19 protein-coding genes are annotated in these 19,978 nt (G+C 38.1%); 5 read left to right on the top strand and 14 right to left on the bottom strand.

Features of this window, described 5'->3' with window-relative positions; translation table 11 throughout:
* The gene (locus KS419_RS04585) at positions 1-1,662 is read right to left on the bottom strand and encodes a GspE/PulE family protein (protein WP_217064899.1); all 1,662 of its coding nucleotides are present in this window, start codon (positions 1,660-1,662) and stop codon (positions 1-3) included.
* Between the two features lie 378 nt (positions 1,663-2,040).
* Here KS419_RS04585 and KS419_RS04580 point away from each other — a divergent pair, with 378 nt between their 5' ends.
* The 3 genes from KS419_RS04580 to KS419_RS04570 are packed head-to-tail and all read left to right on the top strand — an operon-like array spanning position 2,041 to position 4,404.
* A complete protein-coding gene (locus tag KS419_RS04580; protein WP_217064898.1) occupies positions 2,041-2,505 on the top strand; it encodes a type IV pilus modification PilV family protein in 465 nt (154 codons plus the stop codon).
* Positions 2,489-2,929, top strand: coding sequence for a PilW family protein (locus tag KS419_RS04575; RefSeq protein ID WP_217064897.1), 441 nt, complete (start codon positions 2,489-2,491; stop codon positions 2,927-2,929). The genes KS419_RS04580 and KS419_RS04575 overlap by 17 nt, the downstream gene beginning before the upstream one ends.
* A 14-nt stretch (positions 2,930-2,943) precedes the next feature.
* Entirely contained in the window at positions 2,944-4,404 is a 1,461-nt protein-coding gene (locus tag KS419_RS04570; RefSeq protein ID WP_217064896.1) for a PilX N-terminal domain-containing pilus assembly protein, read from the top strand.
* 167 nt (positions 4,405-4,571) lie between these two features.
* On the opposite strand, the gene KS419_RS04565 is transcribed toward KS419_RS04570, so the two are convergent.
* The 3 genes from KS419_RS04565 to KS419_RS04555 all read right to left on the bottom strand — a co-directional run bounded on the left by KS419_RS04565 (position 4,572) and on the right by KS419_RS04555 (position 8,214).
* Complete coding sequence (locus KS419_RS04565) at positions 4,572-4,790, bottom strand: hypothetical protein (RefSeq protein ID WP_217064895.1); 219 nt, start codon at positions 4,788-4,790, stop codon at positions 4,572-4,574.
* 95 nt (positions 4,791-4,885) lie between these two features.
* A complete protein-coding gene (locus KS419_RS04560; RefSeq protein ID WP_217064894.1) occupies positions 4,886-6,577 on the bottom strand; it encodes a sensor domain-containing diguanylate cyclase in 1,692 nt (563 codons plus the stop codon).
* Positions 6,578-6,918: 341 nt separating this feature from the next.
* Positions 6,919-8,214, bottom strand: coding sequence for a bifunctional folylpolyglutamate synthase/dihydrofolate synthase (locus tag KS419_RS04555; RefSeq protein WP_217064893.1), 1,296 nt, complete (start codon positions 8,212-8,214; stop codon positions 6,919-6,921).
* A gap of 180 nt (positions 8,215-8,394) precedes the next feature.
* Between KS419_RS04555 and KS419_RS04550 the strand changes: the two genes are divergently transcribed.
* Both KS419_RS04550 and KS419_RS04545 read left to right on the top strand, forming a co-directional pair.
* Positions 8,395-9,294 (top strand): ATP-grasp domain-containing protein, encoded by a 900-nt coding sequence (locus tag KS419_RS04550; protein WP_217064892.1) that lies wholly within the window; start codon positions 8,395-8,397, stop codon positions 9,292-9,294.
* Between the two features lie 19 nt (positions 9,295-9,313).
* On the top strand, positions 9,314-10,210 hold the full coding sequence (locus tag KS419_RS04545) for an ATP-grasp domain-containing protein (protein ID WP_217064891.1): 897 nt from the start codon (positions 9,314-9,316) through the stop codon (positions 10,208-10,210).
* 611 nt (positions 10,211-10,821) lie between these two features.
* On the opposite strand, the gene KS419_RS04540 is transcribed toward KS419_RS04545, so the two are convergent.
* From KS419_RS04540 to KS419_RS04495, 10 genes are all read right to left on the bottom strand, one after another.
* On the bottom strand, positions 10,822-11,457 hold the full coding sequence (locus KS419_RS04540) for a response regulator (protein WP_217064890.1): 636 nt from the start codon (positions 11,455-11,457) through the stop codon (positions 10,822-10,824).
* Complete coding sequence (locus KS419_RS04535) at positions 11,450-12,493, bottom strand: sensor histidine kinase (RefSeq protein WP_217064889.1); 1,044 nt, start codon at positions 12,491-12,493, stop codon at positions 11,450-11,452. The genes KS419_RS04540 and KS419_RS04535 overlap by 8 nt, the downstream gene beginning before the upstream one ends.
* On the bottom strand, positions 12,490-13,221 hold the full coding sequence (gene liaF, locus KS419_RS04530) for a cell wall-active antibiotics response protein LiaF (protein ID WP_217064888.1): 732 nt from the start codon (positions 13,219-13,221) through the stop codon (positions 12,490-12,492). Before liaF ends, KS419_RS04535 begins: the two co-directional genes overlap by 4 nt.
* Positions 13,222-13,576: 355 nt before the next feature.
* Positions 13,577-14,200, bottom strand: a complete 624-nt coding sequence (locus KS419_RS04525; RefSeq protein WP_217064887.1) for a PspA/IM30 family protein — start codon at positions 14,198-14,200, stop codon at positions 13,577-13,579.
* A 127-nt stretch (positions 14,201-14,327) separates the two neighbouring features.
* The gene (locus KS419_RS04520; protein WP_217064886.1) at positions 14,328-14,678 is read right to left on the bottom strand and encodes a lmo0954 family membrane protein; all 351 of its coding nucleotides are present in this window, start codon (positions 14,676-14,678) and stop codon (positions 14,328-14,330) included.
* Between the two features lie 366 nt (positions 14,679-15,044).
* Complete coding sequence (gene floT / locus KS419_RS04515; protein ID WP_217064885.1) at positions 15,045-16,607, bottom strand: flotillin lipid rafts scaffold protein FloT; 1,563 nt, start codon at positions 16,605-16,607, stop codon at positions 15,045-15,047.
* A gap of 206 nt (positions 16,608-16,813) precedes the next feature.
* Positions 16,814-17,347, bottom strand: coding sequence for an NfeD family protein (locus KS419_RS04510; RefSeq protein WP_217064884.1), 534 nt, complete (start codon positions 17,345-17,347; stop codon positions 16,814-16,816).
* A 2-nt stretch (positions 17,348-17,349) separates the two neighbouring features.
* Positions 17,350-17,907, bottom strand: a complete 558-nt coding sequence (locus KS419_RS04505) for a PspA/IM30 family protein (protein ID WP_217064883.1) — start codon at positions 17,905-17,907, stop codon at positions 17,350-17,352.
* A 265-nt stretch (positions 17,908-18,172) separates the two neighbouring features.
* The gene (locus KS419_RS04500) at positions 18,173-19,432 is read right to left on the bottom strand and encodes an anti-sigma factor C-terminal domain-containing protein (RefSeq protein WP_217064882.1); all 1,260 of its coding nucleotides are present in this window, start codon (positions 19,430-19,432) and stop codon (positions 18,173-18,175) included.
* Positions 19,433-19,960, bottom strand: a complete 528-nt coding sequence (locus KS419_RS04495; RefSeq protein WP_217064881.1) for an RNA polymerase sigma factor — start codon at positions 19,958-19,960, stop codon at positions 19,433-19,435.
* Positions 19,961-19,978 lie beyond the last annotated feature (18 nt).

Below are 19,978 nucleotides of genomic sequence, written 5' to 3'. Positions count from 1 at the left end.
CTACTTGTCCGTCGCTACTCGTAACACTTCTTCGGTTGTTGTCAATCCTTGTTTAACTTTCATTAAACCATCATCAATTAAGAACATCATGCCTTGTTTCACTGCATGGTCTTGGATGGCTTGACTCGATTTATCATTCATAATCATCTGTTTTATTTCATTATTTAGAACAAGAACTTCATGAATGGCTAATCGTCCCCGATAACCTGTCATATTACACGTGGGACAGCCTTCTCCCCGGTACACCTTGTCATTCTCCATACCCCGTCTTGAAAAAATCTCTCTTTCCCTTACAGTTAATGGTTGTTCCCTTTTACAGTTCTTACAGATACTTCTTACTAACCGCTGTGAGATAATTCCGGAAAGGGAAGCTGCCAAGAGAAACGGTTCAATCTTCATGTCTAACAATCTATTAATTGTGCTGATGGAATCATTCGTATGGATTGTACTTAACACTAAATGACCTGTAAGGGAAGCACGGACTGCAATTTCTGCCGTTTCCGAATCCCGGATTTCCCCCACCATTATAATGTCAGGATCTTGCCGCAAAATAGATCGTAACCCACTTGCAAATGTCATACCCACCTTCGTATTCACTTGAATCTGATTAATCCCTTCCAACTGATACTCTACAGGATCTTCGATTGTAATAATGTTCACTTCCTCAGAGTTCAACTTACTTAAGGAAGCGTATAGGGTGGAAGATTTCCCTGAACCGGTTGGACCTGTAATTAAAATAATTCCAGTGGGTTCAGTCAGTAATTTTTCGAGCTGTCTGAAATGTTTGGAACTAAAATCAAGCTTGTCCAATTGATGGAGGGAGTTCCCTAAATCAAGAATACGTAGGACTATTTTTTCCCCATAGACAGTCGGTAAGGAAGATATCCGCAGATCGATCGGGCGATAGTCAATAGTTACTTTAATCCTTCCATCTTGAGGTATACGGGTTTCTGTAATGTCCAAATTCGCCATAATCTTAATTCTAGCCAGTAACATTTTCTGCATATGTTTCGGAAAAGTCCGTTCCGTACGAAGGACTCCGTCTACACGATAACGGATAACAATATTCCCTTCCTGTGGATCGATATGGATATCACTTGCTCGTTCCTGAACGGCTCTAACTAGCAATTGGTTTACAAGTTTGATGACAGGAGACTCCAGTCCGCTACTTGAATCCACTTCCGCTTCATCGGTTATGGGGATTTCATCGTAAAGTTCTTCGACGGCGTCTTCCAGGTCATAATACTTTTGAATAGCTTTCAAAATGTCGTCCTTTGTGGCAATGGCAACCTCCACTTCAAACCCTGTGGATAGCCTTAAATCATCAATGGCAAAGTAATCCATTGGATCTGCCATTGCAATTAACAGTTTCTCCCCATCTAATTTAAGTGGCATGAGAAAACTTCGGCTTGCCAATTCTTTAGGAACAATATTTGTCACTTTCGGATCAATGGGGTATCGGTATAAACTTACATGGGGTACCCCTAATTGGTATTCAAGAACTTCTATTAATTGCTGCTCTGTAATATACCCTTGCTGTAGAAGGACATCACCTAGCTTTTCCTTTTGTGTCTTTTGCTTTAATGCAGTTTCTAATTGATCCTCAGAAATTAATCCCGATTCAATAAGCAGGTCCCCTAATCGCTTTCGTGTTTTAACCATTGTTTCACCACCCCTTTAAGTGAATTCGTTCTTTTTAGTGTACTTTTTGGCCGCAACTAGTACTATAGTTTTATATTTTGCAAGAGGATTCTCAAATTAACGAAGTAATCCTTCTGTTTATTAATAAATTGAGCTCTCATTCTATTATAATGGATAATAAACCGAAAGAAAGTAGTTTTAGAAATACCCATTATTTTTAAAAACAAGTCATTTGCTTCCACATTAGTCCTAAATTACTAAATTGGATTTAGTCCTATTATACTTAATTCTACATTAATTTGCATTTAAAACTAATTAAAAATTAATAATTTTGGGTATTTTTTTCACTATATAGAATGGTACTATATCAATAGGAGACTTTTTATGGGAGGTAAAGCTATGTTTATGAGGATTCGGCAGTCAGTTTCATGTCAAAGGGGAAAAACTTTAATCGAAATTCTTGCCTCCATTGTAATACTTTCTATCATTGTCATTCCCCTTTTAGGATTTTTCGTACAGTCACAAAAAACAGTTCAAGTATCGGGAGAAATTATTGATGCCACTTATGTGGCGCAGTTGTTTATGGAAGAAACGATTCAACACAGTAAAGGGAATAATCTCTTTTTATCAGGACCCATCACCATCAAGGGGTATGGAAGTCAGTTTGATTCTGCAAATAAACAACATACCTTGGAGTTCACTGAGGAAAATAGGTATTTCGTCACAATCAATCTAAAACATAAGAACAGTAACCTCGTCCAAGTATTGGTGAAAGTTTTTGAAGATAACGTAGATTTAAAATTGGAGGCACAAATGGAATCCATCGTAGTCTGGGAGGGACTGGAGAATGAAACAAATCCTTAACAATGGCAGAGGGATCACTTTAATCGAATTATTGATTTCCATCGCATTGATTTCCCTCGTTTTAATTCTTGCCACATCGTTCCATTTATTTGGACAAAATCAGGTGGTAAAACAATCCGAGCAAATGGATTACCAGTCAAGTGTCAGATTAGCACTAAATCATATCACGAAGGACATTCGTAATGCTGACTCCGTAGTTGCAACAGGCAATCACACATTAACCTTGGTCATAGACGGAGAAGAAGTTATCTACAAAGTGGAAGACAATATCTTAAAAGTAAACGGAAGTGACCTCGTCTCAAATATACAAAATAACTGGATCGAAGAAGTGGACGGAAACAGAGTGGAAATAAAACTGGCTAGTCTGACACCAAGACAAGGTGAGAATACTTCCCACTCCACAGTAATTTATTTAAGGGATTAGGTGGTGATGAAGATATGAAATGCTTACTCAATGTGAAAAATCAGTTGAATAATGAACGGGGAATAACATTTATCATAGTTTTGATTGTCATCGTAGTGTTAACGGTACTTGGTGTCAGTCTCATGGCAGCAACCGCCACCAATGTGAAACAAAGTACTGGTGAGAGGGACCATCAGGCAGTGTATTATATTGCGGAATCAGGAGTCAACGTTAAGGTGGCCGAAGTAAAAACAATTATTGAATCTGTCTATGACTCCACTTCCAATGCCAATGACTTTTTTAACGAAATAGAAAGTCAATTTAAATTAAATGTCGAAGATGACCTGGAAAACATTTCATTTCAGGAATCCTTTAATAATCCACCAAGAGTTAGTGTAAGCATAAATAAATATCCTAATCAAATAGGGGATCAAAGAAAGTATGTAATAACTTCTAATGGTACTATCGGGAATAGAAACAGAACCCTTTCGTCAGAATTTACTGTTGAATGGCTGCCTAAAGCTTCTGGTCCATTAACCAACATCCCGGGGGAAATGGCAATCTTTGGGGCGGAGAAACTTGTTGTAAACGGAGAGATTGCTGGGAATGTGTATACGAATTCAACATCTGATAACTCAGTGACTTTTGGTTGGGACGGCAGAATATCTAATAAATTGTATATTGGGCCTGGGGGAAATAAGGACAGTATTATTTCAAAACCAAATGAATTTAATCATATTCCATCTGAAAAGATAGCCGATCTTCAAGGAGAATTAAAATTTAATGATCCTGTGTTTCCTACATTTCCAGAATTAAGTACACCAAGCAATGGGGGAGGAATAAACAGTGGCATCCTCAAACTAACTCCTTGGAATAATTCATACCAGTCAAGCTATACGATGACAAATAATATATCGCTGAATGAACTTAATTCTGAAGGCGACACGAAGATTACTATTGGTTCTGGTGAACGAAATCTTAGATTAAAACGACTAATTATTAATAATGGAAAACTGGAAATAGAAGGTACTGGCACACTCAACATATACATCGAAGACCAGTTTACTATAACCGGTGGGGGGCAGTTAAGACAAGGTATAAATAATAGAGTAAATATTTTCTACGGTGGTACAAATAAACTCACAATCGGTAACGGTACTGGAATCACTGCCTCCATTTTTTCTCACACCGCTGATCTCGAATTTTCTGGGGGGACTTCGATAGTGGGACATATAATCAGCCTAGGGAGTGAAATAAAGATTACAGGGGGTTCTGATAATACATCCAGTTTGATCTATGCCCCTCAATCAAAAGTCATCATTGATGGAGGCGCACAATCAGGATCGGTTGTCAGTAAACAGTTTGAAATAAATAATGCAAAAGTAACCTATGAAGATATTCCAGAAGAGGAATATGCCCCGTTCTTTCCAGGTACGGGCGGCGGCAGTAATTCCTTAACCGATTTATTAGATACAACACCGATAAGGGAGAAGTAATATAAGAAAAGCGCAAGCGCCTTGGTCACGAGCGTAGGGCAGTGGAGGAATGACAACAGAAGTCCGATCTTTGACTTCGGTTGTCATTTCCGAAGTGCCCCGTAGTGAGTAGGCGCTGGAGCTAGACAACTTGCCCGAAGGTGCAAAAACTTATACTTTCTTACCTTTTAAGAAAAGCGCAAGCGCCTATGAACACGAGCGTAGGGCAATGCTTCTTCCTCTACAAGCTTCACTTGGAAGTGTGTCCGTTCATCGGGCAGAACGCCACGTCCTGTGGCATGCCCGATATTTGGACGTCCTGTCCGTTCATCGGGCAGAGCGCCACGTCCTGTGGCATGCCCGATATTAGGACGTCCTGTCCGTTGTAGTGATTTGTGGATTGCCACAGAAGCAAACGCTCGTTGCTGGAGCTAGACAGAGGTAAGAAAAAATATACTTGCTGGTTATCTCAATAAAAAAACACATGTCTCCATGTGTTTTTTTAACTAAAATGTGACACTCTATTCCGACCCTTTTGCTTTGCTCCTGTATACATGGCACGGTCGGCATTACGAAGGACGGACATTGCTGTTTCATTATCCTCTGATTTTATTGCCACACCAATACTGGCAGTAAGCCTTACAGATCGTCTTTCCCCTTTTTTCAAATCATCCGTTACACGAAAAATCTGTGTTTCAATTGATTCCCGTACCGCTTCTGCCATGTCCTCCACAAATCTGGAATCTTCCCCTTCCAATAAGATCACGAATTCTTCACCACCGTATCTCGCAACCGTTCCGCTGTTCCCCACTATCTTTTTAATTACGTCAGATACCTGTCTTAACACTTCGTTCCCACTTTGATGTCCATACGTATCATTGATTTTCTTGAAATGATCTAAATCTAACAGAATAACAGCAAACTCATCTTCCGAAGTGGGATTGTCATATTTTTCCATCAATAAAGATTCAAAATATCTAAAATTATATAAGTTGGTTAAAGCACACTGTTCACTTTCATGCTTCTTTTTTTCATAGTTTCTAGCATTTTCAATAGCAACAGCTAAATAGTTTGCCATAATTTCAAGTAACATCATATCACTTTTTCCAAAGGCACGGATTTGATTAGATGTCATCGTAATGACACCCACAACCTTCTGATTGTGTATCACCGGAACAGATACAATGGAATGGGCATCTACACTCAAACCCCTTTCCCTGTCCAACAGTCTCCAGAATTTTCTATGTGTAAATAACAAAGATTCCCCATACTCAAGTACTTTATTGCTGATACCATCTGTTTCAATTCTTCCGTCAACTAAGTCATTGCTATTACTTTTTAAAAGGGTTAACTTCTCACCCCGTTTTTCATATAAATAGACATCCTTGGCAGGGAAGATAGTAGTAATGGTATGAATAATTAGTTCAATGATTTTATCCTCTGGAAGATTCGCATTCACTTTATAACCGAAATTACTCACTTTTTGGAGCAAACTCTTTGTTGTTTCACTTCGATTATAAAGTTTTAAAATAATTGATAAGATAAATAATGGTATTCCTATTAAGAAGATTGCTATAACACCGATTTCCTGATAAAGGAGTACTAATGTTACTCCAACCGGAATAATAAGAATCCCTGATATCCCTTCCCATTTAAAGGCATCTGTAATAAATCGTATATCCCTCTGGCCTACAAGATATTTTTTTATCAGAAAAAGAAGACAATGGTTTATGAAAAAATACATAAAAGCATATACAAGAATTGGGAATGCAAACGTCATTATGGAAACTTCTGAAATATTGCCAGTGGTTCCCCCGACAAGATAGTAGGAAAGTCCGGAAATTAGTGAGACAGTCAGAAATAATAAGGAGTTAACGGGAATCCGGTAAAGTTCCTGTTTCGTCAGTCTGATCCTCATTAAGGAGGTAATAATAGCAACTTGCATGATAAACATTTCAACCAAAAGACCGAATTGCAAAAACACGGCGAGGGAAATTCCCTGTAACGGTATGATGTTGGTATGACCAAGGCGGATTGGAAAAAAGGATACGATAATGTTCAAACATAGAAACGATAACAAAACAACCCAATGCTCCTGAATCATCGTGTTACTTTCCTGGAAAAAAATAAACAGAAAAATTGGAAACACAAACAACCAAATGATAGTACTTCCGAGCCTTACCGACTTTGGCATACCTTAACACCTCCCTATAATTCTATATTTCATGTCAATAATTTAAATATTTCATCAATTTAAAATAATATTTCACTATCTTACCATATTAAACTTGAGCTGTTAATATTGATTTTAATTTATTTTTCATATCTTAAACAACTATCAATCTATGAGTTTATCTATCACTCTTCATTATAGTGAACGAAAAATGCAGTGACAAATCGTAGTAAGAATATACGAAGAAAAGGAGTATGATTGTGTTCTTCCTAATGTTCATGTTTATATTCTCTTTTTCTGCCGTATATTCCTTCTTTATTTCAATAAATTTTCAATATTTTTACAAAACCATCAACACCTTTTCAACACTGTTTTCTCATCTCCCCTATAAATTGATGAGAGCCTGTAATAAGTAAAATATCATCAGTATCCGTATTTGTTCGCTTCCAATCATTTATCCATTTGGATGGATTATCTATTTTCCTTCCAATTTCCACCATTGTATTGAAGGTCTCATATTCTCCTACATCCATGGCTCTCGGAGATAAAAAACTCGTCACTAAAATCTTGGAGACATTACTTGATTCGTGAAGAAGCGTTAACATTTTTTCCACTTCTTTATCTCTCATTGAAGCAAATAAAACATGAACTTTCTTTTTTGGGAATACCCGAGTCAACGTGGACAACATCCTAATAACCGCATCAGGATTATGTGCTGTATCTAAAATAATGGGTGGTGGTCCGTTGATTATTTCAAATCTCCCTGGAAGTTTTGCCTTTTCCATTCCCTTCTCAATCTGATCATCATCCACCATTAATGCATAGTACTGTTTTAAGTAGTCCACAGCAAGGATTGCTAATGCAGCATTTTCCCCTTGGTGCTCTCCTGCCATCCCTAAATGGATTCCTTCCAAATTACGATAAGGTGCTTGATAAGTTAGTTTTTGTTTCCCGTCTTTATATTCTGTTGAGTATGTACAATGCTCTCTTATGTTGTAAGCTTTGGACTTTTTTTGATTGGCCACTTGTTGAATGATCTGTAATGATACGCCTGTTGCCCCTGTGAACACTGGAATGCCAGGTTTGATAATCCCTGCTTTTTCCTCTGAGATTTCTGCAATACTATTCCCTAAGAACTGTTCATGATCCATAGCAACATTTGTAATTATAGATACAAGGGGAACTGCTACATTAGTGGCATCGTTTTTACCGCCCATTCCCGCTTCAATAACCGCTATATCCACTGGTTTTTTAAAGGAAAAATAATAAAAAGCTAATGTCGTCATTAATTCAAATTCACTGATCGTTTCACCTAATTCCAGCTCCGTTTCTTTTATTACCGGCTGTATTTCAGTTATAACTAATGTAAAATCTTCCTCACTCATTGGTATTCCGTTAATTGAAATTTGCTCCCGCACCTCTCCAAAAACTGGTGTCATAAAAGTACCAACAAAGAAATTTGCTTCGGATAGCATGGACCTAAGATAAGTTACCGTTGATCCTTTTCCATTGGTTCCTGCCACATGGATGGTTTTTACCTTTCTTTCGGGATGTCGCAAATTCTCCATCAGCGCTTCGATTCTTTTTAAGTCATAACGTATTCCAGCAACTTTTTTGGAATCCACATATTGTAACGCATCTTCGTATGTATGTATCATTAAAGCCCCACCTTTCAAGCGAATCTCATTGATTTTTCTTCAAAATCATGCCATGATTCAAATGGACCTGGTCCCGCACAATTTTATGACATTTCTTAAATTGTGCGAAATTTGTGCGGGACCAGGTCCTTCAATATACTCTATCATATTCCCGTGCCATACTGAAGGAGGTTACTTTAAATGAACAAAACGTACGGCTGGATCATATATAACGGTAATTTAGTTACGGATAAATTTATGGATTATGTAGCGTGGTTTCAACAAGTTGCTTCCGAGAACAACATGGAAGTGGAAGCCATCCCTAATAATCAGCTAATAGTGACCCTCCATAATAGAAGATTATCACTGACTGGAATGGAATCTAAAAAGCCCGATTTTGTTCATTTTGCGGACAAGGATCTTCATCTGGCAAGGCAACTTGAGGCCCTTTCCATCCCAGTTTGGAATAGTTCCCGGGCGATTGAATTATGTGATAATAAAGCGGCCATGTACCATGAACTGGCTCAAAAACACCTTCCAATTCCTGAAACGATGATCGCCCCTAAAGTTTATGAAGGGCTCCCTGTTGAGGATTTAACTCACCTTGATTTAGTTATTAATCAAATAGGTTTTCCCATGATAATTAAAGAAGCATACGGTTCCTTCGGAAAACAAGTCTATTGGGTAAACACAGAAGAAGAGTTAAAGCAAATAACACAATGTTTAAATGGGAAAGAATATATTTTTCAAAAGCCCGTTATGACAAGTATTGGGCGGGATATCCGTTTAAATGTGATTGGTGATCAAGTGGTAGCCTCTATGGAACGGACATCTGAGACTGATTTCCGTGCGAATGTTACAGCAGGGGGAAAAACAAAACCATATGATCCAACAGATTTGGAAAAAACTTTAGCCGTATCTAGTGCAAAAGCAGTTGGAGCAAGCTTTGCTGGAGTTGATTTACTCTTTGGAGAAGATGGTCCTATACTGTGTGAAGTGAATTCTAATCCCCATCTTCGGAGTATATACGAATGTACAGGTGTTGACGTGGCGGTACATATGATTAACTATATACATCAATCCTTAAATAGAATGTCCTAGTGTGAAAGGAAGAAGTCAAATGAAGACGAAAAACCATCATGGTTTACTTGTTTATAGAGAAGAAGATATTAACAGAAACAGGAGATTTATCTCCTTATTAATGGAAGGAGCAAAGAAAGTTAACTTGTCCCTTTCGTTAGTACCTTTAGAAACATTTCGTTTCAGTGTGACCTCGGAAAAAGGAGTTCCTTTCACTTTAGATCATGAGGTAGAGTTAAGGGGAAATCACGAACATGCCCCCCCTTCCTTTCTTATTAACCGATCAGTATCCCCTTGGTTAAATGAGCTCGTGGAAAAGAAAGGGATTCGTGTAATGAACTCCCCCTTCCTATCTAGAATAGCCAATGATAAACGTCTGACACATGCCTATTTTCACTCAAAGGGAATTCCGATGTTGGAAACATTCTCCCTAACAAAAACATCCCTTTTGAAAAATCACCCATTTCCTGTCCCTTATATTATAAAAGACCCTTACGGAAGGGGAGGTACAGGTGTACACCACATTCAATCCGATCAAGATGTGCAAAGAATTAAAGATTTGCTTCCAGAAGAACTCGTGGGCCAACCTGTTTGTGATCAACCAGGCAAAGATCTACGCGTCTATATTGTCGCTAACAAAATCGTCGGTGCTGTCCTCCGCGAATCCACTTCCAATGATATTCGTGCAAATATATCTACCGGTGGGAAATCTTCTTTATACAAGTTATCTAAAGGGGAGACGATGCTTGTGGAACAAATGATGGATGGACTTACAATCGACTTTGCTGGGATTGATTTTCTATTTGACCTTGATGGGAACCTTTTATTTAATGAAATGGAAGATTCCGTTGGGTGCCGAAGTCTCTACATGAACAGTTCCATTAATATTGCAGATGTATTTATGAAACATGTTGCCGGAGTTTTAGCAGAAAAATAGATCTCTTCTTTAACGTCTTTCCACTTACATTGATTTAGAATATCCTTAAATTCCTGTTACATCTTCAAAACAATTGAATATTCTAATGTATCACGATTATATTTTATTAAAAGCGACACACGATGATCGTGAAGTTTTGGTTTGATGTTGTGAAAAATAAAGGAGGGGTTTCTTATACAGTTATTATTAAAATGGATTGGTTTTCTCGTCATTTGGACCTTTGTTTTAATCTTCCTTTTCTTTTTTCAACCCATTCCCCGCGTTCCGATCATGGGATTTTCTTATATTTGGGCTTTTGTAACCTTAATTGGGGCTATCGATTTTTTTTATTCATCCGTAAAAACAAAATCCCGTCTCGTCTTTCGGACATTCCTTGTTGGCATACTTATAGGTTCATATATTACTTCAGTCAGAATAGAACCACTAGACTTCATACTCATCCGTGATACTTTTTTTGCCTTGTCACCACTACTTCTGTATTGGGATATTTTATTAATGAAAGCGTTTGAATCGGACTAGAAAACTACGAATAATAAATAAAAGTCTGTCCTAGACCATCATTACACTGTGCGACAGACTCTTTCTTTTCATTTATATGTAGCATCCCACAATCAGTTAGTAAACAAATTATGGTTAAAGGCATAAATTACTGCCTGAGTTCTATCCTGGACCTCCAGTTTTCCGAGGACATTGCTCACATGGACTTTCACCGTTTTTAACGCGATAAATAACTCGTCTGCAATCTCTTGGTTTGATTTTCCTTCAGCCATGAGTTTTAAAACTTCTGTCTCCCGTTCGGTCAACGCCTCATAAAGGTGTTTTTCTGGTTTTTGCCGCATACGGGACATGATTTTCCCGGTTACTTCCGGTTCAAGGATTGATTGACCTTCATAGGTGGAGCGTATGGCGTCAGCAATATCCTTTGCTTTGGATGTTTTTAGCATATAACTAACAGCACCTGCTTCTAATGCAGGATACACTTTTTCATCATCCACAAAACTTGTCACAATAATGATCTTGGCTTCCGGCCATTGTTCAATAATTCTGCGGGTCGCTTCAATCCCATCCATTTTTTTCATAACTAAATCCATCAGAATGATATCCGGTTTAAGTTGCAATGCAAGTTCCACCGCTTCCCCACCATCATCCGCTTCCGCTACAACCTCAATATCTTTTTGTAAAGTTAAATAAGATGATACACCGATACGAACCATTTCATGATCATCAGCAAATAATACTTTAATCATCTGCAACACCCCTCCTTTGTGGTACTTTTACATCTAATCGAGTTCCTTGACCTTCCACACTGACGACTTTTAATGTCCCACCAATTTCTATTGCCCTCTCCTGCATGTTTTCCATGCCGTAAGATCCATTGGTCTTGGCATCTTCCACATTAAACCCAACACCATCATCAGATACTCGCATGATCACATAACTATCCCGTTCAATTAACATAATTTCCAGCTGATTGGCTTTGGAATGGCGTAGTGCATTTGAAACGGATTCTTGCAGAATGCGAAAAAGATGGTCTTCTACACCTTTATCCAGGTCCAAGGGCTCTATTTTCCACTCAATTTGCATCGGGACTTTTAATCTTAATTCTGTTAGTAATTCCACCATCCCTTCGTGGAGTGATTTTTCTTTTAGTGCGAATGGACGCAAATGGAGGAGAAGTGCCCTCATCTCTAATTGGGATTGATCAATCATCGTTTCCACTAAACCGAGCTGTTTTTTCACAACCGGATCGTCTACAAAATCACCTTCATTTATGGTTGACATCATCATCGAAGCTGCAAACAATTGCTGACTTACTGAATCATGTAATTCCCTAGCTAGGCGATTTCGCTCCTGTAATACCACTTCCTGCAAACTCTTCTCCCGTTCCTTCGCCCTTTCTGAAACGAGCTTTTGAGATACTTCTGCCTGTTTTACCAGCTTTTCTTCCAGTTTTTCAAACTGGCGTTGGATTCTTTTCAAATCCCTCATTTTTTCAAGTTCTTCCATTGAAAGTTCTTGATCTTTCACTAATTCTTCCAACCGGTCATGAATATTGTTTAATTTGTTCGAGCTAAAACTCCCATATGAATAACCAACTATTCCACCAATCATCACAGTAACTATAATGACCCAAAGGAAATAGGAAACATCAAACAGCTTGGTTTCCACTAATTGAGACCAATTGTCCAATGGAAAAATCATGAAAGTGGATACTAACAGGATAGTTGCAAACAACATTGCTCCAACTATTCCCACAATTATTTGTTTTATTAGGAATGTCATATCCGCTTCACCTCAATGTCACCGGACAACAGGGAAGTAACAATTTTAACACGTGGTTTTCCTGTCCCATAGTTTTCTGTCATATAGGAAAAAGTTTGATTAAAGAGCGATACTTGTTTTTTGTGAAAAACAGTGGACCTCCCAAAAACAGCACTGTGAGTGACGTGAACTTCCACTTCATATGGTACATAAACTTTAATATTTCCAACTAATTGACGAATGGAAATAACTGCTTCTTCTGGCAGAACCGTGTTGCTTAAATCAATAATTCGATCCCCGAATCCTCCATGCACATTAATATCCCGCCATTTATAAGGGGACTCGTCTGTACTTTGATTCCCGCTGAACTGATTGACAAATATAGACTCTACTTTCACTAAAGGTTCCGGAAGACTATTAACATTTTCCTCTGAAAGCTCAGGGGAAAAATAGTCCGGGTCATCTTTAGATTGACGATAACTGATAATGAACATGACGATTGCTGCAATGATAATAAAACGGGCCACCATTAAATCAATTATTGTAAAAAACAGGATGAATACACCAATCCAGAACAGAATCTTTCCCACAATATTTTCATACATTCTCTTTCCGATATAAATAAGGGCGGATAGAAAAAGAATTCCAAAGATTAAACCATTGTTAAAGAAAAATATCTCTGCAAATAGAAGGGCTACCCCAATAATGAATATCCAGTTAAATGTATCTGTAGTGAAACGTTGAAACATCATTGGCCCCTCCTCTCTAATTATTTCTTACTTCTCATAAAAAAAATGTGTCTCATCACATATCGATAAAATTCGTTAAATAATCCCTTTTTTAGAATACCAGTTTTGTTCGATTTCTGCTTTATTTTTTTCTGCTTTATTTTTTCTTCTGTTTGATTTGTTGATTGTGAAGTCTTAAGGATAATTAGACTTTAGCAATTATCCAATGAGACAGTAATGGTATTGACATTACCCAACATAGTTCAATGAAATGATAACCACAAAACCTACTAAGACAATAATGATGGTTTTCACTTCCACACCTTCTTTCAAAACTCCAGCACCATAGATGGGCTGGAGTATATGATTTCGTCTATTAATTCTTTGAATCTTCTTTTTCGTTCCACTTTTCTTCCAGTTTTGCTATCCTGCTATCAAACGAATTTCGAAAGTGATTCCCATTCTCCTGACTGCCTTGAATAACATCTTCCTGTTCGGAAATGGAAGATGACATTGCTCCTCCAACAACCTTTTCCATTTGCTGTGTCGCACGTGCCAAGTTTTCCTTACCCATTAATTCTAACTGCCGGTATTTCATATCCTTTAGTTTATGCATCATTTCTTCGTATTTTTGTTCTAGAATCTGCAGTTGTTCTTCAGATTCTTCTTTTGCCACTTTCAAACGGATTGCTTTTTCTTCATATGCTTCCATTTCACGAACAGCAAACTGGTACATCGCTTCTTCCCCGGCCTTTTGGGCAACATCTGCCTGATGCTTCCGCTTTGATGCCATTTGTACCACTTGCTCATATTCCTTAGTGAATTCTTCATGTAGACGATACTGTCTTTCCACTAATTTTCTGACTTTTTCTGTTTCCTGCTCACTTTGGCGTAAATATTGATTGAGTGCAACAATGGGGTTTCTTCCATCTTTTTTTCCCACCAAATCCTCCATATCTTCTGCGATAGCATCTTTCATTCGAGTAAATAAGTTTGTCATTTTGCTTCTCTCCTTTGGAAAAATATTGTTTTTGTTTTAAAGGTGATAGGATAATTTACGAACATGTTCCATTGCCATATCAAAGCATGTCCCATTCAAGCTCTTCCCCCCTCCTGAATCGTTCCTTTTATTTGTTTAAATTTGCCCACTCTCTTTCAAAATTGCTAAATGGATCATTGCTTTCCGGTTTATTAAAAGTTACTTCCTTTTCGCTCTGCCATTTTTTATAGATAAAATAAAGGAAGTAAAGAGCAGCTATTCCAATTACGGCATAGATATTTGAAACTGCAACACCAAGGATGAACAATCCCAGGATGACCCAAAGCACCTTCGCAACCGTGGATTCTGTTTTAATAAATTGTTTGAAGATCAAGTAGAGCAAGAACACCGAAAACCCTAACATTACCATTGGACCAAGATTAGCCAGTATTATAAACAATGCAATTAGCGCTAGTAAAAACCAGATAAATTTTTTCATTTTTTTTCCTCCTTGTTTCTTTTCTGTCTTAATCTTAAGTTATTTGCCATTTTTCGATAATGATCCCGAGATATATCTTTCCTAAGACCTAGGACGTATTTTAATATTAGCCCCCCTGTTTCTAATACGAAAAGCGCAATCGCCTATGAACACGAGCGTAGGACATTACCTCTTTTTCTACAAGCATCGCTCCGGACTATATCCGCCCGTTGGGAAAGCGCCACGTCCTGTGGCTTGCCCGATTTTAGACTAAAAAAAACGTATGGTCCTAGGAATTGGACCATACGTTTTCTTTTGCTTGATCTATTAAGAGTCGCTGCTAATTTTGTTGCAAAGTCATATCAATTTACAAAAAATTAATTTTTATCACTCTTTTGTTTGAGAATCTCCACTACCTACATCCACTGATTTTTTTCCCGAACCATCACCTGTTAATTCATCCAGGTTTAACTTCTCGTTCCCTTTACCTGCGAAGTTTTCAATGAGGTCCTTTACGTCAATACCAGAAGATGCTTTCAGTGATTCCTGTAACGTTGCCATTAAGTTTGTTGCGTATCCTGTAACTTTATTTGCTCCACCTTTTTCCCCACTTGAACCAGTATCCACAACAGTGATTTTTTCAATGTTTGATAATGGGCTAGCCACTTCTTTCGCATAGGAAGGTAGCATTTTCAAGATCATATCGAGGATTGCAGCTTGTCCATATTGTTCGAAGGCCTCTGCGATTTTTTGCTTCGCTTCCGCTTCCGCAAGACCTTTCAGACGAATAATATCAGCTTCCGATTCCCCTTGTGCTCTAGCCGCTTCCGCAGCTGCAAGACCATCGATGCGGACTTTCTCCGCTTCTGCTTTTGCCATAGCTTCCACACTGTATTGCTTCGCGTCGGCTTCTGCAAATTGCTTACGCTTTTCTGCTTCTGCAGCTTGTTCCACTGCATAACGGTCAGCGTCCGCTTTTTTCTTAACTTCCGAATCATATTGCTTTTCACGACGTAGAATCTCTTTTTCTTCTAACTCAATTTGCTTTTGACGTTCAATAATTTGAACTTGCATTTGTTGTTCTGTAACCTCTTGCTTTGACCTTGCTTCGGCTAAATGATATGCCTGGTCAGCGCGAGCTTTCGCTTCATCTTGCTCTCTTCGGAATTCAGCAACCTTCAATTGATTTACTTTTTCCGCTTCGGCAATTTCTGTTGCTCGCTCTAACTCAGCCCGTTTTGCATCTTTAGATGCTTCCGCACGCTTTATACGTGTTTCTTTATCCGCCTCGGCAGTTGCAATGTCAGCGTCACGCTTCACTTGTGCAATTCTCGGTTTACCTAAAGAGTCTAAATAGCCATTCTTATCTCGAACATCTTTAATCGTAAAGGATACGATAAGTAGTCCCATTTTCGCTAAGTCCTGAGAAGCTACCCGCTGCACTTCTTGAGAAAACTTCTCCCTGTTTTTATAGATTTCTTCAACGGTTAATGAACCTAGGATAGATCGTAAGTGACCTTCTAGTACTTCCTTCGCTTCGTTTTCACGATCTTGCTTGGATTTCCCTAAAAATTGTTCAGCTGCTGTGGCTATTTCTCCAATGGAGCCGCCAATTTTAATGATTGCCGTTCCATCTGCCATAACTGGAACCCCTTGTTCCGTATAAACCTCTGGAGTGGAAACATCAATTTTACTTGACAAGAGACTGAGTTTTTCTGCCTGTTGGAAAACTGGTAAAACAAACGTACCGCCCCCGCGGACAATCTTAATTCTATTTCCCGATTCGTCGATGTTTACATTTTTTCCCCCAAGATAACTACCTGTTACGATTAATGCTTCATCTGGACCTGCAGTTTGGTACTTAGATACAAAAACTCCGATAAGTGCCAGTACTAAAACTACTACGATGCCAATAATAATTCCAATTGTTGGATCTAAACCTAATAACATGTTTCTCCTCCTTTGGCATTAGCCACTTTCTGTTTTTTTGGCTCTGTGAAATAGTAATGTTGATTTTACGAAACTGATTTTACAAGAGAAGTTCACAGCTTCAAAAACAATACTATCACTGTCTTTTTATTAAAAAGCTTAGGGATTTTCCCAAGCTCTAATAGCTTTGATAAAAATCAACTGTTTATATTTCCTTGGAAATTGTTTCAATCTAATTTTTCATGGATCGAAACATGAAGAACGCTGTCTTCCACTTTAATCACAAGAACCTGTTCCCCGTTTGGAATTGGAACATCATCAAAACTAACAGCGGATCTTGCAATGTTCCCGCTTTTTCCCTGTATCATGACCTCGCCAAAACCATTCTCCGGAATGGAAGTAATGACCGTACCAATCCGCCCTTTCAGGTCAGCATCAGAAAAAGCCATCGTAGCTTCCGCACGTGAAAGGGGCAGAAGGACAAATACATTTAATAAAGTTACTAAGAGGACTGCTACTAATAAGGAAATAATTATAATAATAAGACTGTTCATCGAAGAGAATCGTTCTAATATATAACCTAAGGAACTGAAAAACGTAATAAATGAAAAGATAAGGGTGGGATTAAAAGGACCTTCTGAAAGTGCTTCAAACAGCCCTTCGACAATATCACCAAATAAAATATAGATTAATGTTAATACTCCACCAGCAATAAAACCGAATAAATAAATTGTTTCTAATGTATAACCAAATAATTCCATTGTTATCCCCGCTCACTTTTTTTCTTTATGGTGGCTTTCACTTTCTCAATTTCCCTATCCAATTCACTTCCGATATCAGAATAGTTTGTTAAGGTGGAATGTTTTATTTCTGCACGGGCATTTGCAACACCTGTTTTTCCGTTTAACATATCACGCTTTATTTTCATTTCTTGATAATCAAACTTTAGTTCGTTTAGTTTCTCTTTCCCTTCCTTACTCTGTTTCTCCATGTAGTCTTTTAATAGCTCCAATTGTTTATATTCCCTTTCTAACTGTAACTTATCTTCAAGTACACGCCTTGCAAAATCCTCTTTCCCAGTCTCGATAGATTCGATCACTTGATGATTCCGTTTCTCAATTTTTTCACGAATCTCTTTCAGCCTTTTTAAGAGCAGTTTTTCCTCTGCAATCATCTTTGACATGGCCAGTTCTCCATCTTTAACTTCCTGCTCCAGTTCCAGAACATACTGATTCAGCATATCCTCCGGTTCTTCCCCTTTTTCCATCATCGTATGTATGGAGCTAACTGCTGATTTGAGCCGTCTGAAAAATGCGAACACACGTCACCACCCTCCAAAAAAGGACATTTTTTGATATGTATTTACGACTAAATAGTAACACGGAAATGCCAATCTGTTAACCTATTACCATTATCTTATCATTCTTTATGTTTCTCTTTTACTTCTACGGAACACGACCGTATGAAGTTTCAATTCCAGCAATATTTTAAAAGACAACAAGGTGTTCCAGACTCAAGACAAAAATCTAGCTTCCGCTGAAACACCTACACTCCAGTTGATTACTGTTAGAACGGAAAGGAAATAGTTAATTATAGATTGTTCCCCCAGCACCTTTTCGATACCAGTTCCATAAATCTACTTCTCCCAATGTGGCAAACTGGATTTCTTCCACCTCCTGTAGTCGTAACAACTCCTTGGTTGGTCCTGTAACAACCACTCCGTATGTTTTCACACCATTTTCCTGAATAAATTGGTATCTTTCTGACAATGTGGCACCAATGCTGTTAATACTCCATAGATACCGTGTAACCTGTTTTTCATTTTCAGATAAGAAACGAAGACCGTTTTGAAAGGCTTCTGCCCTTACATCCCCATCACCGCGTGTTTCTAACGAGAGAGAATTTCCTGGCATTAATTCAAAAACTCCACGCTCATGAAACCCGAGTATTCCACTATTAGCACTTAAATATGGAGATGCATATTCTGCCTTGACTTGATCCTCCACTCCCGTATCAATTCCGTACCAGGCAATGTTCAGGTCATAACCATCTAATATGGGATACACATCATCGATTTCATAAAGACTATCAAAAGAAATTGCCATCTCAGATACAGTACCTTCCGGGAGAATTGATAAAGCCTCCCATGTTTCATCTGTAAGTTCTTGTAAAAAAGTTTTCTCTGTGTCAGGCTGCGATTCATAATATCCAGGATGAATAAAGTGGAGCATAACATCGTATTGTCCTTCATTCCACTCTCTGTTTACTGATAAAAAATTAAACAATAGTCTCCCTTCTACTTGTCCAATTGTTTTCTCCTGCTGCCCTAATGTTTTATGAATACTGTAATCCATATTCACATTAAAGTAAAACCCGGAATTCATCCCTCCTCCCCCTACATAAACATTGGGCATTGTCATTTGCGTTGCAACACTGACGATTTCGGACCCTGTCTGCATTTTACTCGTTTCTCCACCGACACCGTAATAAAGTGAAGTTAAAATACCACTGATGATTGAACCAATAATTAATAGGGAGATTAATGTAAGTGCATTGGATAACCGGTGCTTCCACTTGGCTTTCCATAACATTTTTTTTTGCTTATCAATGGGAATTTCATCTTCTTGAAATAATCTATCTCCCTTACTCTCTTCAGCGCCTATTCTCACTTCCTCATTTGAAAAAAACAGTTTTGCTTCTTCATCCTCATCGTATAAATCTTCCTTAGACCATTCTTGACAGACCGGACACGACTGAATGTGTTTTTCAATCTTTAGCTGCTCTTCTGTGGACATATTCCCCATAAAGTAATTAGCCCATTTTTCCTTTACTTCTTTACAATCCATCTATTCTTCTCTCCTTTTTTTTGATTCCTTTTCCAGCCATTGTTTTATTTCCTTTCTCCCGCGATAAATTGTCACTTTCGTTTTTGCGAGGGATATATCCATGAGATCTGCTATTTCCTGATAAGAAAAGTGAAAGTAAACCCGTAACAATAAGGCGTTTCGTTTTGTAACCGTTAACGTTTCAAGTCCTTGAAACCAGTTCTCAATATCTTTTTTTATGAAAAACTCCTGTTCTGCACTTTTCACTTGGTTTTGATCATCTATGGCATTTTCCATTACAATCGAATCATAATGCTTTAATTTTTTCTCCTTTCGCATCCAATCGATAAAAGTATGATAAGCTACTTTAAACAACCATGGTTTAATTTTTTCACCTCGATAACTTTCTAAATAAATATAGGCCCGATAGAAAGTTTCTTGGACAATATCTTCAGACAAATGCTTGTTTTTACACAATGAAAATATGTAACGGTATAAATCGTTTAAGTAGAGCGAGTAGATCTCTTCTAAATCCTTCTCTCTTCCCATCGGAACCCCCTTTCACTG

Origin of the sequence: Evansella tamaricis, from assembly GCF_019042215.1 — a bacterium.
GTDB classification, from domain to species: Bacteria; Bacillota; Bacilli; order Bacillales; family Salisediminibacteriaceae; genus Evansella; species Evansella tamaricis.
This window is presented reverse-complemented; position numbering and strand designations above follow the sequence as displayed.

Coding starts and splice junctions, on each gene's coding strand:
- KS419_RS04585 (WP_217064899.1), bottom strand. CDS start 1,662: ATGGTTAAAACACGAAAGCGATTAGGGGACCTGCTTATTGAATCGGGA.
- KS419_RS04580 (WP_217064898.1), top strand. CDS start 2,041: ATGTTTATGAGGATTCGGCAGTCAGTTTCATGTCAAAGGGGAAAAACT.
- KS419_RS04575 (WP_217064897.1), top strand. CDS start 2,489: ATGAAACAAATCCTTAACAATGGCAGAGGGATCACTTTAATCGAATTA.
- KS419_RS04570 (WP_217064896.1), top strand. CDS start 2,944: ATGAAATGCTTACTCAATGTGAAAAATCAGTTGAATAATGAACGGGGA.
- KS419_RS04560 (WP_217064894.1), bottom strand. CDS start 6,577: ATGCCAAAGTCGGTAAGGCTCGGAAGTACTATCATTTGGTTGTTTGTG.
- KS419_RS04555 (WP_217064893.1), bottom strand. CDS start 8,214: ATGATACATACATACGAAGATGCGTTACAATATGTGGATTCCAAAAAA.
- KS419_RS04550 (WP_217064892.1), top strand. CDS start 8,395: ATGAACAAAACGTACGGCTGGATCATATATAACGGTAATTTAGTTACG.
- KS419_RS04545 (WP_217064891.1), top strand. CDS start 9,314: ATGAAGACGAAAAACCATCATGGTTTACTTGTTTATAGAGAAGAAGAT.
- KS419_RS04540 (WP_217064890.1), bottom strand. CDS start 11,457: ATGATTAAAGTATTATTTGCTGATGATCATGAAATGGTTCGTATCGGT.
- KS419_RS04535 (WP_217064889.1), bottom strand. CDS start 12,493: ATGACATTCCTAATAAAACAAATAATTGTGGGAATAGTTGGAGCAATG.
- liaF (WP_217064888.1), bottom strand. CDS start 13,221: ATGTTTCAACGTTTCACTACAGATACATTTAACTGGATATTCATTATT.
- KS419_RS04525 (WP_217064887.1), bottom strand. CDS start 14,200: ATGACAAACTTATTTACTCGAATGAAAGATGCTATCGCAGAAGATATG.
- KS419_RS04520 (WP_217064886.1), bottom strand. CDS start 14,678: ATGAAAAAATTTATCTGGTTTTTACTAGCGCTAATTGCATTGTTTATA.
- floT (WP_217064885.1), bottom strand. CDS start 16,607: ATGTTATTAGGTTTAGATCCAACAATTGGAATTATTATTGGCATCGTA.
- KS419_RS04510 (WP_217064884.1), bottom strand. CDS start 17,347: ATGGAATTATTTGGTTATACATTAGAAACAATTTATTTATTCGGTTTT.
- KS419_RS04500 (WP_217064882.1), bottom strand. CDS start 19,432: ATGGATTGTAAAGAAGTAAAGGAAAAATGGGCTAATTACTTTATGGGG.
- KS419_RS04495 (WP_217064881.1), bottom strand. CDS start 19,960: ATGGGAAGAGAGAAGGATTTAGAAGAGATCTACTCGCTCTACTTAAAC.